Source organism: Pseudomonas sp. MEJ086 (genome assembly GCF_030209025.1).
In the GTDB taxonomy this organism is placed as follows: Bacteria; Pseudomonadota; Gammaproteobacteria; order Pseudomonadales; family Pseudomonadaceae; genus Aquipseudomonas; species Aquipseudomonas fulva_A.
Window position 1 is genome coordinate 128,895 of sequence record NZ_JARVSV010000012.1, and the last position, 14,479, is coordinate 143,373.

Annotated in this window: 8 protein-coding genes; 7 read left to right on the forward strand and 1 reads right to left on the reverse strand. The window is 60.1% G+C overall.

All coding sequences use genetic code 11. The features are described from left to right. The 7 genes from QRN22_RS09775 (at position 1) to QRN22_RS09805 (ending at position 12,010) form a co-directional block, all read left to right on the forward strand. Complete coding sequence (locus QRN22_RS09775; protein ID WP_052493778.1) at positions 1–6,999, forward strand: two-partner secretion domain-containing protein; 6,999 nt, start codon at positions 1–3, stop codon at positions 6,997–6,999. Further along, complete coding sequence (locus QRN22_RS09780) at positions 6,996–7,853, forward strand: PoNe immunity protein domain-containing protein (protein ID WP_042553409.1); 858 nt, start codon at positions 6,996–6,998, stop codon at positions 7,851–7,853. Before QRN22_RS09775 ends, QRN22_RS09780 begins: the two co-directional genes overlap by 4 nt. 147 nt (positions 7,854–8,000) lie before the next feature. Beyond that, positions 8,001–8,687 carry a hemagglutinin repeat-containing protein gene (locus QRN22_RS09785; RefSeq protein ID WP_197077007.1) on the forward strand — a complete coding sequence of 229 codons (687 nt, stop codon included), beginning with the start codon at positions 8,001–8,003 and terminating at the stop codon, positions 8,685–8,687. Between the two features lie 518 nt (positions 8,688–9,205). After that, positions 9,206–9,805, forward strand: coding sequence for a DcrB/PsbP domain-containing protein (locus QRN22_RS09790; protein ID WP_197077006.1), 600 nt, complete (start codon positions 9,206–9,208; stop codon positions 9,803–9,805). A gap of 543 nt (positions 9,806–10,348) precedes the next feature. Next, positions 10,349–10,669: a hypothetical protein gene (locus tag QRN22_RS09795; protein WP_197077005.1), complete on the forward strand. Its 321-nt coding sequence runs from the start codon at positions 10,349–10,351 to the stop codon at positions 10,667–10,669. A gap of 229 nt (positions 10,670–10,898) precedes the next feature. Next, positions 10,899–11,084 carry a hypothetical protein gene (locus QRN22_RS09800; protein WP_042553407.1) on the forward strand — a complete coding sequence of 62 codons (186 nt, stop codon included), beginning with the start codon at positions 10,899–10,901 and terminating at the stop codon, positions 11,082–11,084. A 230-nt stretch (positions 11,085–11,314) separates the two neighbouring features. Continuing rightward, a complete protein-coding gene (locus QRN22_RS09805) occupies positions 11,315–12,010 on the forward strand; it encodes an OmpW/AlkL family protein (protein WP_042553406.1) in 696 nt (231 codons plus the stop codon). A 146-nt stretch (positions 12,011–12,156) separates the two neighbouring features. Here the strand turns inward: QRN22_RS09805 and QRN22_RS09810 are convergent, their stop codons facing one another. Then, positions 12,157–13,305: an aldose epimerase family protein gene (locus QRN22_RS09810; RefSeq protein WP_042553405.1), complete on the reverse strand. Its 1,149-nt coding sequence runs from the start codon at positions 13,303–13,305 to the stop codon at positions 12,157–12,159. Positions 13,306–14,479 lie beyond the last annotated feature (1,174 nt).

Genomic DNA, 14,479 nt, shown 5'->3' on the forward strand with positions numbered 1-14,479 from the left:
ATGGACGTTCGCAGCCCCCTGAATCGTGCCATCGCCCGCGTACTGATTGGCGTGATGCTGTTCGACCCGCTTACCAGCCTGGCTGCCGATCTGGCGGTGGACGGCGCCGCCGGTGGCAATACCAGCGTCGGCCAGGCCGGCAACGGCGTGCCGGTAGTGAATATCGCCACGCCCAATGGCAGCGGCCTGTCGCACAACAAATTCACCGAGTACAACGTCGACCCGCAGGGGCTGATTCTCAACAACGGTGCCCAGGCACTGATTCAGAGCCAGTTGGGCGGCTACATCTCCGGTAACCCGAACCTCAAGGGCGGCGCGGCCAACGTCATTCTCAACGAGGTCACCGGCAGCAACCGCAGCCAGCTCAAGGGCTACACCGAGGTGGCCGGGCAGGGCGCCCATGTCATCGTCGCCAACCCCCACGGCATCACCTGCGACGGTTGCGGCTTCATCAATACCCCGCGGGCGACCCTCAGCACCGGTGCGCCGGTGGTCGAGAATGGCCAACTGCGCAGCTTCGACGTCGATGGCGGCGACATCGCCATCGAAGGCGCCGGCCTGAATGCCAGCAACGTCGACCAGTTCGACCTGATCACCCGCAGCGCCAGGATCAACGCCGAGATCCACGCCAATCGCCTGAACATCGTGGCTGGCCGCAATGACGTGGATGCCGCGACCCTGCAGGCTACCGCCAAGGCCGACGACGGCACTGACAAGCCTCAGGTGGCCATCGACAGCACCGCCCTGGGCGGCATGTACGCCGGGGCGATTCGCCTGGTGGGCACCGAGGCGGGCGTTGGGGTGAAGCTGGCTGGCGACATGGCGGCCAGTGCCGGGGACATTCAGATCGATGCCAATGGGCAGTTGAGCATGAACCGCAGTGCGGCCCGCGGCGACACCACCCTGGTGGCCGAACAGGTCGACCTCGAGGGCGATACCTATGCCGGTGGCAACGCCCGCGTCGAAGCGAAGCAGGTGGCGGTGCGTGAAAGCCTCGCCGCCGGTGGGCAGGTCGCGGTGCAGGCCGAGCAACTGAACAATGCCGGTAGCCTCGAAGCAGGCGTGCGTGCCGATGGCAGTGCCAACAGCGCCGGCCACCTGCAACTGGCGGGCGGTAGCGTCCGCAACGCCGGCCAACTGACCAGCCACGGCACCCTGAACGCCGACCTGCAGAAACTCGACAACCAGGGCGGCAAGATCGCTGCTGCGGGTAGCGCCACGCTCGAGGCCGAGGCACTCGACAACCGCGATGGGCAGATTCTCGCCCAGGGCAACCTGACGCTCGACAACCGCACCCTCGACAACCGCGAGGGCAGCGCCCTGGCTGGTCAGGCCCTGGCGATCGAAGCCGAGGCCGTGGATAACCGTGCCGGTACCCTGGCCGCTGGCGCCGCCATACAGGCGCGCGTAGCGACCGCCCTGAACAACAGCGGTGGCCTGGTCGAAGCCGGCAGCCACCTAGACATCGAGGCCGACAGCCTGAGCAATACTGGTGGCCGCCTGCGCGCCCTGGGCAGCACGGGCGAAAGCCGCTTCGACATCGGCACCCGCCTGAACAACGATGACGGCCTGCTGGAAGTGGGCAATGCCACCCTGACATTCGACACCCCGGCCCTGAGCAACCAGGGCGGCGTCGTGCGCCACCTCGGCACCAGCGGGCTGGGCCTCGACATGGCGCTGCTCGGCCAGGCAGGCGGCGAGTTCATCACCAACAGCGCGGTGAGCCTGAGCGCCGAAGAGTGGACCAACACCAGCCTGCTGCAGGCGGCGTCCCTCACCCTCGATATCGACCGCCTGACCCAGACCGCCAGCGGCGGCCTGCTGGCGGTCAACAGCCTCAGCACCTCGGGCGACAGCTGGATCAACGATGGCCGCATCGAAACCAACGGCAATCTCGATCTGCGCCTGAGTGGGAGTTATCGCGGCAACGGCAGCCTGCTGGCGCTCGGCAACCTCGACCTGCAGGCCGACGCCATCGCCCTTGGTGCCGATGCACAGCTACGCAGCGGCGGCTACGGACGGCTGAGCGCACTGGGCGAACTGGTCAGCCAGGGGCGGATGACCGCCGGTGCCTGGCTGAGCATTGCCGCGCAGGACCTCGATAACCGTGGCACCCTCGGTGCCGGAGGCGATCTGCTGCTGCAGGCGAACCGCATCCGCAATGACGGTGGCCTGGTATTCAGCGGCGGTAACATGCAGGTGCTGACAGACAGCCTCGTCAACCGCAACGCTGCGCTCTACAGCCTGGGCAACCTGAGCATCGCCAAGGATGCCCAGGGCGGTCTCGCCAGCCTGATCGAAAACCGCTCCGGCAGCTTCGACAGCGCGGGCGACATGAGCCTGCGCGCCGCCGTGATCGCCAACGTGCGAGACGAACTGCAAACCGAACAGGGCAAGTACGATGCCGTGTTCACCGAGCTGGCCTGTCGCGGGCCTTACAACCCCGGTGGCGACTGCGAACTGGGCAGCAACGGCCGCAAGGTCGGTGTCTGGCAGCTCACTGAATATGACCGCCTGATCGTCACCGCCGATAGCGGTGCGTCGCACATCACCGCCGGCGGCTCGCTGAACGTGCTCGGCGACAGCCTGACCAATAGCAGCAGCACCATCGCCTCGGCCGGCGATCTGCAAATGCAGCTCGGCAGCCTCGATAACATCGGCCTGGAAACCGGTGAAGTGCACACCACCCGTGTGCTGGTGTCCGGTCGCAAGCCCAGTTACTACTACTACCGTGGCCTGGTCGAGAACTTCAACGCGAACCATGCCGGGTCCCGCAATCTGGGGTCTCTGGAGGCCAACCTCAACCGAGTCATCGGAGCGATGGAGCGTGAATACCTGCCCGCCAACACGGTGGAACGGGTCAACGCCGATGGGCAAACCTACGCGGCGGTTATCCAGAGCGGCGGTGATGTACGCGTCAGCGCTGCAGACGGCTTCGACAGCAGCGTCATCCGCCCCAGCTACGCCTACCTCGGCGGTGGTACGCGGGTCGATACCACGGCGCCAGGCAGCGATATCGCCACCGCCATTACGCTCAATCCGCAGCTTCCGGCTGATCTGGCCCAGCAGGCGGTCGACCCCCTGGGGCTGCCAGGCTTCGCGCTGCCCACAGGCAGCAACGGGCTGTTCAGTCTCAACACCAACCCCGATCACCCCTACCTGATCGAAACCGATCCGCAGTTCGCCGAGCTGGGCAACTTCCTGAACTCCAGCTACCTGCTCGATCAGCTCGACTACAACCCCGATAACGTCCAGAAACTGCTTGGCGATGGTCTCTACGAGCAGCGCTTGATCCGCGAGGCGGTACTCGCCCGTACCGGCCAACGCTTCATCGCCGGGCTGAGCAGCGACGAAGCGCAGTTCCGCTACCTGATGGACAACGCCATCGCCAGCCAGCAAGCGCTGCAACTGTCCGTCGGCGTGGGCCTCTCTGCCGAGCAGGTCGCAGCCCTGACCCACGACATCGTGTGGATGGAAGAGCGCGAGGTGAATGGCCAGAAAGTGCTGGCGCCGGTTGTCTACCTGGCTCAGGCCGAAGGCCGCCTGGCCGCCAATGGCGCGCTGGTCCAGGGCCGCGACCTCACCCTGATCAGCGGCGGTGACCTGAACAACGCGGGCACCCTGCGCGCCACCGCCAACCTTGGCATTCAGGCCGATTCCATTGGCAACGGCGGCCTGATGCAGGCCAACCAGCGCCTGCAACTGCTAGCCACTGACAGCATCCGCAACGCCCAGGGCGGCATCATCAACGGCCGCGACGTCAGCCTGCAGGCTGGCAACGACATCCTCAACGAGCGCAGCGTCGCCACTCACCAGTCTGGCAGCGGCCCTGCTTATCAGCACCAGCGGCAGATGGCCGACAGCGCCGCACGTATCGAAGCCGAAGGCGACCTGAGCATGGTGGCCGGGCGCGACCTGCTCAATGCCGGCGGCGCCTTGTCCGCCGGTGGCAATGCCGCACTGCAGGCCGGCCAGGATCTGTTGCTCGCCAGCCAGCAAACCGATAACAGCACCTCGCGCTACTACGACGCTCGCAACTACAGCAACCGCCAGCAGATCGACCAGTACGGCAGCGACGTACAAGTCGGCGGTGACCTGCAGGCGGTCGCTGCGCGAGACATGGCCATCGTTGGCAGCAAGGTCGCGGCGCAGGGCGACATGGCCCTGCAGGCCGGTGGCAGCATGACCATCGCTTCCGCTGCCAACGAATACCATTTCGACGCCAAGCGCAGAGGCGGCGGCAAGAAAGTCGAAGCCGTACAGGACAGCGTTACTCAGATCGCCAGCGAGCTGAGCGCAGGTGGTGATTTCCGTGCGGTGTCTGGCGAAGACATGAACCTGAGCGCCAGCCGCATCGATGCGGGTGGTTCCGCCTACCTCTACAGCGGCGGGCAACTCAACCTGCTGGCCGCCCAGAACAGCGATTACTCGCTCTACGACAAACAGTCCAAGGGCTCCTTCGGCGCCAAGGCCACGCGTCGTGACGAAGTCACCACCATCCGTAACATCGGCACCGAGATCACCACGGGCCGCGAGCTGACCCTGGCCAGCGCCGGCGACCAGCTGTACCAGCGCGCGCGCCTGGACAGCGGCGCCGACCTGACGCTGCAAAGCGGCGGTGGCATCACCTTCGAGGCAGTGAAGGATCTGGATCAGGAGAGCCACGAGAAGAGCAAGAACAATGCCTTCTGGACGTCGATGAAGGGGAAAGGAACTACCGACGAGACAGTGCTGCAGAGTGCACTCGCCGCTAAAGGTGAGATCGCGATCTCAGCGGTCGAGGGACTGAAGATCGACATCAAGGAAGTCAATCAGCAGACCGTAAGCCAGACCATTGATGCCATGGTCAAAGCTGACCCGGAGATGGCTTGGCTGAAGGAGGCCGAGCAGCGAGGAGATGTTGATTGGCGTTTGGTAAAAGAGATTCATGAAAGCTTCAAATACCAGCATTCTGGATTGGGGCCGGCTTCACAGCTGATCATTGCTATTGCCATGTCAATGATTGTAGGGCCGCTTGCAGGAGCATACGGGGGGGTCGTTGGCCAGGCCGTGGCTGTCGGCGCTGCGACCAACGCGACAACCAGCGCGATCAATAATCGTGGCAACTTGGGTGCGGTGTTCAAGGATGTTACATCCTCGGATGCAATGAAGGGCTACGCGGTATCCGCGTTCGCTGCCGGGTTTACGACCGGCGTGCTCGATAGTGCTTTCGGCGTCACTGGCGACAACGTCAACAAGGTGACCAAGGGTTTCAACCTAAGCAACCCATCCGATATCGGCAAATTCGGTACCTACTTGGGCGTGCAAGGCACCGTACAGGCGGCGGCCCGGACGGCGATCCAAGGTGGCAGTTTCTCGGACAACCTGCAGGTTTCGTTGACCAATCAGGTCTATCAGCTGATGCAGGCCGTGGGGTTCAATTTCGCGGGTGATGTTGCTCTTGCGCAAACATGGAAGGAGGGCAGTCTTGAAAAGACCGCCTTACATGCTGTTGTGGGCGGTCTGCTCAGCGAGGCAACTGGAGGAGACTTTAGAACAGGGGCCATTACTGCTGGCGCCAATGAGGCTTTGGTAGGGCAGCTCTCTGAAGCACTAAAGCAAGACCAAAATCTTGAATTGGCAATTTCACAGTTGATCGGTGTGGCAGCTGCTACCGCAACCGATGGTGACATCAATAAAGCTGCGGAGCTGGCGAAGAATGCGACAGCTTACAACCGACAATTACACTGGGTCGAAGAAAAGTGGCTGAGGGAAAATGCCAAGCGCTTTGCCGATCAGGAGGGGATCAGTGAACAGGCGGCGTTGGAGCGGCTGAGTCAGCAAGCCCTCAAGGATGTTGACTACCTATGGCGGGGATTACTTAGTGACGGTGATGACGGCAGTGCAAAAGCGTTCTTGGAAAGTTCCGATCAGATGTTCACGAACGATCTCGGTGAGCAACAGGCTTTATTTACCGCTAAAGGCCAACAACTATTCCGCCCAGAGATGTTTGCCGATACGTCTGATCCGGCGTTTTATCAGGAGTTTGTGCAGAGCGGAATCAGCCGTGACCTTAGCACTGGTGTTGTAAAAGAACTTCAAGACTCCGGTATCTCCCTCAAGAACGATACAGTCGAATTAGGCAAGCTGCTTTTTGAACAGCCGGGCGTTGTAATTAAGGGGCTTTGGGAGGGTATCAAGAGCACACCTGAGGGGATTGTGGATAGTTTTCACGAGACCGGCAATGCTCTGGGTGAAGGCTCAGCAGTTGCTTTCAACGAAGACATCTCCAGCAAGCTCAATACCATTTATGGCATGGACGTATCCACCGCTCAGGAAACTATGCTGCTGCTGCGTACTGTTACAGCTGTGGCTAGCGCCGGCACAGCTGGAGCATTAGGTAAAGCGGGCGGAAAAGTTAGCGCGGAAGTTGCTGAAGCTGTTGGTAAGAGGCTTGACCATGTAATTGATGATTTGGCGCAGCAGGCTTTAGTGAAAAGCGGTGGTGTGGTTGATCTGAATGGTAAGCCCATACTTGATCTTAAGGTACTCAGCAATGATCAGAAACGGGTGGTTGCGGAGGTATTAGGCGAAACTACCGTTCAAAAAATAGTGCCTCGCGGCGAAAAGCTGGCACGTTCGCAGGGCGTGGGAACAAATGGTATAGATGATTTGTACAAAGTGAATCATCCGGACGTAGACTATGTCGTAATTGAATACAAATTCATCGGGGATTACGATAAAGGAGGCTCTTCTGGGCTCATATATACAAAAGATGGCCGTCAAGGGAGCGCAAATTGGACGTTAAGCTCCGAGCGACTTGAGAATGCTGTTGGTCAAGATAGAGCGGCAGACATAACAGACGCCATTCAGATGGGGCGTACGGAGACTTGGGTAGTCACAACCACGCGTAACGGATCCACCGAGATTCAGGTTCTTGATTCGCTTGGGCGGGTGAAGGCAGTTGATACATCTAGTATATTGCGCGCTAAAGATAATATTGCTGGAGCGAAGCCATGATTCGTGACGCGTTAGCTAGAATTGATTACTGGAATGATCGGATCGTAAAAGATTATCTAAGGCTGGAGAAGCGTTCGGCAATGCTTCTTGCTGAATCAAAGAATCCAGAATATGACCCTCAGTTTACATTTGATATTTCGAAAGACATTTTGCGATTGATTTTTCGGATTTACTCTAGGGGAGATCAAGTATCAGAACTAAAAGATCTATATTCGATGTTGCTCGATATGTGGGAGCTTTCTGAGAGGCTCTCTGCTGAGATATGTGCTAAGCACGATTTGAATGCCTGTCGTTCTTGGATATTCAGCTTGTCGGTTCTTAATCACTATAATTGGTGCTTTTGGCTCGTTGGGCTTGCACTTACGCTTGATATTGCTGACGATCAATGGCAGCGCCTCTTGATATTAATTGGCGGTGAGGGAGAAGACTCATTACTGGATCGTGTAATTGCCAGCCGGCAGTCCGATAGGAAAATTGGTACGCAGCTTCTACATCCAAAACCCTATGGGCGCCTGCTGAAAGCGATAAATGCACCGGAAGAACAGCAGGCCGTATTATTGCGTGACTTCGTCGATCATTGGTATGCGGAGTTGAAGCGCAAGGGCAAGGATGAACTGTGGTGGTACATTTATGGTGATCCGGAAAAACACCCCATAGAGATGGGCAGCTACTTCGGCCGCTGGTGCATTGAGGCAGTAGCTGCCGTCAAGGCATTCGGGCTGGACGATAGCCTTTGCCTGGGGCACGAGCACTACCCCGGAGACCTTTTGCGCCCGGACGGGCCAAGTACTCACCCAGCACGTGTTGAAACGAAATCCAAGCTAGGAATATTTGCCCGGTTATTCGGAAGATGAACACGGTAAGACGGAATAACAACACGGTGAGACGGAATAACAGTCGTAGGATGGATTAGCGAAGCGTAATCCGTCGTTTTCCGTTTTGAAGGATTTGGCGCTCTTTAAAAAACAGCGATGGGATTGAGCCGCCTGCCACGCGGTGTGGTGGCTCGATCAACTGCATCTATTTCACTGCTGGCTGAAGATAGCATCCGCAACGCCCAGGGCGGCATCATCAACGGCCGCGACGTCAGCCTGCAGGCTGGCAACGACATCATCAACGAGCGCAGCGTCGCCACCCACCAGTCCTCCAACGGCAAGGCCTACGAGCACCAGCGGCAGATGGCCGACAGCGCCGCACGCATCGAAGCCGAAGGCGACCTGAGCATGGTGGCCGGGCGCGATCTGCTCAATGTCGGCGGCGCCTTGTCCGCCCGCGGCAATGCCGCACTGCAGGCCGGTCAGGATCTGCTACTGGCCAGCCAGCAAACCGACAATAGCACCTCGCGCTACTACGACGCGCGCAACTACAGCACTCGCCAGCAGATCGACCAGTACGGCAGTGATGTAAAGGTCGGTGGTGACCTGCAAGCCGTTGCCACGCGGGACATGGCCATCGTCGGCAGCAAGGTTGCGGCAGAGGGCGACATGGCCCTGCAGGCCGGTGGCAGCATGACCATCGCTTCCGCTGCCAATGAGTACCACTACGACGCCAAGCGCAAAGGCGGCGGCAAGAAAGTCGAAGCCGTACAGGACAGCGTTACTCTGATCGCCAGCGAGCTGAGCGCAGGTGGTGATTTCCGTGCGGTGTCCGGCCAGGACATGAACCTGAGCGCCAGCCGCATAATGTAATAGGGGACAGACGATGATTATTCCTTACATTTCGATGGTGGTCTATGGAAACGGGAACAGGTTTATTTTCGGCCCGTGGAGCCGGCTGAATAATAAATCTGAAAATCATCTAGCCGTTCCCTCACTCCCGAGTAGGTGCAAAATTCAAAGTGCGAACATTGTCTTTTGCTGTGAGGAGGCCGTGGTGAAATTCCGTGGCATAGACCCTATTGGTTGATTAGAACCGGCTGATCCTCAGCTATGCGCTGCCGCTGATGTAAGGCGGGCCAGGCGCTTATTAAAGAGCGCAGGCAGGGACGAACCCTTTCATAGAATTACGGCTCGCATACATCCATTCGGGTTGCGCAGGGCAAATGTGCGTAAGCGGTGGCAATGCTGATCAAGCACCGCATTGGATGCTCTGCCAGCACGTGTTATATACCCTGGGGCCGTTTCCGGGAGCCTGCCAAACCAGGTCGTCGGCCACTCCCAGTGATGAACTGGCGTTAAGGATCAACCGACATAAGTAGCCCATGCACATGTCCTCTACATTCTTCATATCTGCTGCCCTTGCGCTGGCCATTACCGGATCGCTGCTGTACGCCAGTGTGCCTGCGCACGCGCAGGTCGAGAGGCCGAGCGCATCGACCCAGCAGGAACATGCCTCGCTGCTTGGCGGAAAAATCAAGTTCGCTTTGCCGCCCGATTTCGTTGACATGAAAATCCCCTCCAGCCCGGCCGCCAACGGGTCTGAAGGCGTGACCGCGTTCGCCTATGCAAAACAGGCGCGGCAGCAGATGGTTCTCGCCAGTGAGCAGTCGCCGATGGCAGAAGGCGCGCGTGCCCAGGATAACGATGCAAGGTTCCTGGATGGTGTCATGGCGAGTTTCATCAGGCAGCAGGCATCATGGCCGCAGTATCAGCGCCAAGGTGAAAAGTCCCATACCATCAAGGGCTTGGGTTTTCGCCAGATCGATGCAATCGCCAGCTTCGATGGCATTCCAATGCGCGTGACCCTGCTGCTGGCCGGCTCGGGAGATACCCTGGCGTTGATCCGCATCACGTCGAAAGCCGACGATGCCGCCGGCCACGACAGCCTTGTAGCCAGTGTGCTCGAGGGGATTCGGAGCGGACACTGAGGCGAGGTCGGTTTGCAGCCGATTGTCGGGTCATGTTGGTTCTGCTCGAATCATCGAGTGTGGCTGGTCTGAATGGCGCGCCCATCAGCCCGCCTCGCGTCGAGCCTCAAGGCTACCCGCTCTGCTTTAGACAGCAGAATTTCCCAGCGCATAATCCGATCAGCTGATTCAATTCATCCGCTCTACGCCTCGACCGGCGTTGCCACATCAACTGCTCTGCCTCTATAGTCGCCGCGTCGCTGCACATTCAGCGACCGGGTTTGACAGCTCGAATATCTCTAGGCGCACAAGCGTCCACCATCCGAAAGCAGGGGCTCTTACGCTCCCGTTCCCTCGTGCTATGGCGGTTGTGCGCGGGGCACATTCGTGTGCGCCGGGTTCCTAGAGTCCCGGTCTGTCAACCTGCGCACAACTGCCACCCCGAATCGTTTGACAGCGATTGGTGGCAGGTCCTCAACTCTAGGAGCTACACCGATGACGCATTCGCACGCCCCACTCCGCTCGCACAGTGCCAGGCTGAATACGAGAACGGAGGCCAGCAACATGACTGACTTCCTGCCGCTATCCAGTAACCCGACCAGCACCCCCGTGCTGCTGATCGATACCCGTTGTCCCTATATCGACCTGCAGGAAAGCGCTGAACAACGCTTGAGCGCGGTTCGCGGCTTGCTGCGTAGCCTCGCCGTCATGAACATCACGCTGGCCGATGCCAGTGACTTGCGGTATCTGAGCGAAGCCGCGCACCTGCTGACCGAGGATGCCTGCGATCTGATCAAGGCCGCTCACCAGGCGGCGATGCGGGAGATGTCGCTGTCCGCTAACGGCGATGCGTGCGCAGCACGCTCTCAAAGTGGCGAGGTTTAATCATCGCGGCAGCAGACGAGAAGCCTCACGGGTGTGAGGCTTCCCGGCCACGGGATGCTATGCAGAGCGGGCAGGTGCCACCTGGCCAGCCGAGGCACCGGCCCAGTTATCGATGCGTTGATTTCTGCTGCGATGCTGCAGATGTTGAGGCGCTTTATCGCTGGATTGTGAGCGAATCGGGCCGGCACGATAGCGAAAGCGGTCGGAAGGCGAGGCAAAGCGCCGTTCGATGAGCCGCACCATTAGCGGCAACCCGCAGCGTACGGTCATTCAGCCCGAGCCACAGGACCTTTGCAGGCTCGGCGTGTGCATTTTCTGGCAGCACATGCGCAGTCGTGGCGTGATCATCCGGCTGTCGCTGCTGAACGCAGGGGCGCCGGCGCTCGTCTCGTCTTGGCCTTTCTACCCATGGTGATCCAGGTCTTCGGAGCCATGTTGTTGTACGGGATCATCGATCCGAGACGGGGCGTTATGGATTGATAGGTCTACAGAGACAAACTTCGTAACGCATCTGCCCTCCCTCGCTATGCCGATCGGCAGACGTTCATCTGCGCCCCCCCTGCCAATACTGGTTTCTCCTCCGGACAGCCGGTCCCGACAACTGCTCTGGCCCGGCTGTCCTCCAGAGAAAACGTGGAGTTAGGCATGCGGAAAATTCTTTTGCTCAACACCGGTCTAGCGATGCTGGCCATGGCTGCTTCAACTGCTCAGGCTTACCAGGCGGGCGATATCATCGTTCGGGCGGGAGCGGTGACGGTTGACCCTCGTGAAAGCAGCTCCAGCGTCAGGGTCGATCGTGGAGGCCTCTCGGGCACTGACCTGGGCGGTAAGGCGGGCCTTGGCAGTGACACCCAGCTTGGCCTGAACTTCGCCTATATGATCACGGACCATCTGGGTATCGAGTTGTTAGCGGCCACACCCTTCGAGCATGACGTGAACATCCGCGGGACATCCGCTGGGATTGCCGATGGCAAGCTGGGCTCGCTCAAGCATCTGCCACCGACGCTGAGCCTGATCTACTACCCTCTGAACAGCAAGTCAGCCTTCCAACCCTATGTCGGCGCGGGTATCAATTACACCTGGATCTACGATGAGAGCGTGAGCAGCAGCGCCACTGCGGCAGGATTCGATAACTTCCATGCCAGCAATTCCTGGGGGTGGGCCGCGCAGGTAGGGGCGGACTACATGTTGACCGACCGCCTGATGATCAACGCGCAAGCGCGCTACATCGATATCGAAACCGATGCTTATGTCAGCAACACTGATCTTGGCGTCAGGGCCCAGGTGGATGTTGACGTTGATCCATTCGTGTACATGATCGGCTTGGGCTACAAGTTCTGAGGCCCCCTGGGATCCGGTGCATTGATCCGCGGTCTTTTGCCCCGAAATCCTTTATCGATAGTTGATCCGCCAGGGGCAGGCCACGATTGAATTCTGACTAGCGTGTCACCTGCCCCATACCCTTCGTTCGGTTCCAATACGTGCCGTCAATCGGCCGAGAACCTGAACACCGTGTTCTGCGTATAGGTCTGCCCCGGGTCCAGGCGTGTGGAGGCGAACGTCGGCTGGTTAGGCGCATCCGGGAAGTGCTGGGTTTCGAGGGTGAAGGCGCTCCAGTGCGCATAGGTTTTACCGGCCTTGCCCTTCACCGAGCCATCCAGAAAATTGCTGGTGTAGAACTGCACGCCCGGCTCGCTGGTGTAGAGCTGCAGGCGTCGACCGGACTGTGGGTCGTGCACCTCGGCAGCGAGCTGCTCGATGTCGCCTTTGCCGTCCAGTGCCCAGTTGAAGTCGAAGCCGCCCTGTTTGGCTTCAGCGAATTTGAGCTGTGGATGATCATCCTTGATGTGCTGGCCGATCGGCGTCGGTTTCGAGAAGTCCATCGGCGTACCCTTGACCGGGGCCAGCTCGCCGGTGGGGATCAGGGTGGCGTTGACCGGTGTGTAATGGCTGGCATGCAGGGTCGCGACCTGCTCGAGGATGTCGCCGTTACCCGCACCGGCGAGGTTGAAGTAGCTGTGGTTGGTCAGGTTGAGCACCGTGGGTTTGTCGGTGGTGGCCTTGTAGTCGATGTGCAGCTCGTTCTTGTCGTTGAGGCGATAGGTGACTTCGGTTTTCAGGTTGCCGGGGAAGCCCATCTCGCCATCTTTGGACAGGTAGGTCAGGGTCACGCCGACCGAGTCCTTGTCCTTGACCGGCTTGGCCTCCCACACCTGCTTGTCGAAGCCCTGGGCGCCGCCATGCAGGGCGTTCGGCCCGTCATTGAGCGGTACCTGATAGCGCTTGCCATCGAGCTCGAAGGCACCACCGGCCAGGCGATTGCCGAAGCGCCCGATGGTCGCGCCGAAGAATGCGGTGCCTGACTCATAGCCTTGCACATCGTCGAAACCCAGTACCACGTCTGCGCTCTTGCCGTTCTTGTCCGGTACCTCCAGCGACTGCAGCACGCCGCCGTAGGTGATGACCGTGGCCTGCATGCCATGGCTGTTGCGCAGCACGTATTGGTCGATGGTGGTGCCGTCATGGGTCTTGCCGAAGGGCTTGTGTTCAGTGGTCAGCCCGGCGGCATGAGCCCCGGTGCTGGCGAGCGCGAGGGACAAGGTGAGGCCCGATAGCAGGTGTCGAGAGTGCATCATGGTCGAACTTCCTTTTATTGTTGTGAGAGGAATCGTTCTGGTGGTCCGCGATGTTTCGGAGGGATCGAGGCAAGGCGAATGGCTTCGGATCGGCTCGATACCAATCAGACAGGCTAGCCGTTATCCGGTCTCCAGGCGCAGACCGTTCGTCCCTACTGCGGATTGTTCGGAGGATGATCAGCCGTTCACCGGGCCGGGGCGACATTCACGGGTGTGGCGAGGGTGAGGGCGTTTCGCGTGCAAGCCAGCGCCGCAGGGCTTTGGTATCCGGCAGAGGTATACAGGCCGTAGGAGCCAGCTTGCTGGCGATCGCGGTGAGACATCCTTCTTGCGGATGCTTGGGTAATGTCAGCCCGAGCAGGACCGGGGCGACATTCACGGGCGTGGCGAAGGTGAGGTCGCCTCGCTGGCAAGCCAGCTCCTACAGGGCTTTGGTAGCCGGCAAAGGTCTGCAGGCCGTAGGAGCCAGCTTGCTGGCGATCGCGGTGAGACGTCCTTCTCGCGGATGCTCGGGTAATGTCAGCCCGAGCAGGACCGGGGCAACATTCACGGGTGTGGCGAAGGTGAGGTCGCCTCGCTGGCAAGCCAGCTCCTACAGGGCTTTGGTAGCCGGCGAGGTCTGCAGGCCGTAGGAGCCAGTTCAGCTTGCTGGCGATCGCGGTGAGACATCCTTCTCGCGGCTGCTCGGGTAATGCCAGCCCGAGCAGGACCGGGGCGACATTCACGGGTGTGGCGAAGGTGAGGGTGCCTCGCTGGCAAGCCAGCGCCTCGGGGCTTTGGTAGCCGACAGAGGTCTACAGGCCGTAGGAGCCAGCTTGCTGGCGATCGCGGTGAGACATCCTTCTCGCGGATGCTCGGGTAATGTCAGCCCGAGCAGGACCGGGGCGACATTCACGGGTGTGGCGAAGGTTAGGGCGTTTCGCGTGCAAGCCAGCGCCGCAGGGCTTTGGTAGCCGGCAGAGGTATACAGGCCTTAGGAGCCAGCTTGCTGGCGATCGCGGTGGGACGTCCTTCTCGCGGATGCTCGGGTAATGCCAGCCCGAGCAGGACCGGGGCGACATTCACGGGCGTGGCGAAGGTGAGGGTGCCTCGCTGGCAAGCCAGCTCCTACAGGGCTTTGGTAGCCGGCAAAGGTCTGCAGGCCGTAGGAGCCAGCTTGCTGGCGATCGCGGTG

Bases quoted from the DNA above. Each gene is read 5' to 3' on its own strand.
- QRN22_RS09775 (WP_052493778.1), top strand. From the start codon at position 1: ATGGACGTTCGCAGCCCCCTGAATCGTGCCATCGCCCGCGTACTGATT.
- QRN22_RS09780 (WP_042553409.1), top strand. From the start codon at position 6,996: ATGATTCGTGACGCGTTAGCTAGAATTGATTACTGGAATGATCGGATC.
- QRN22_RS09790 (WP_197077006.1), top strand. From the start codon at position 9,206: ATGTCCTCTACATTCTTCATATCTGCTGCCCTTGCGCTGGCCATTACC.
- QRN22_RS09795 (WP_197077005.1), top strand. From the start codon at position 10,349: ATGACTGACTTCCTGCCGCTATCCAGTAACCCGACCAGCACCCCCGTG.
- QRN22_RS09800 (WP_042553407.1), top strand. From the start codon at position 10,899: ATGAGCCGCACCATTAGCGGCAACCCGCAGCGTACGGTCATTCAGCCC.
- QRN22_RS09805 (WP_042553406.1), top strand. From the start codon at position 11,315: ATGCGGAAAATTCTTTTGCTCAACACCGGTCTAGCGATGCTGGCCATG.
- QRN22_RS09810 (WP_042553405.1), bottom strand. From the start codon at position 13,305: ATGATGCACTCTCGACACCTGCTATCGGGCCTCACCTTGTCCCTCGCG.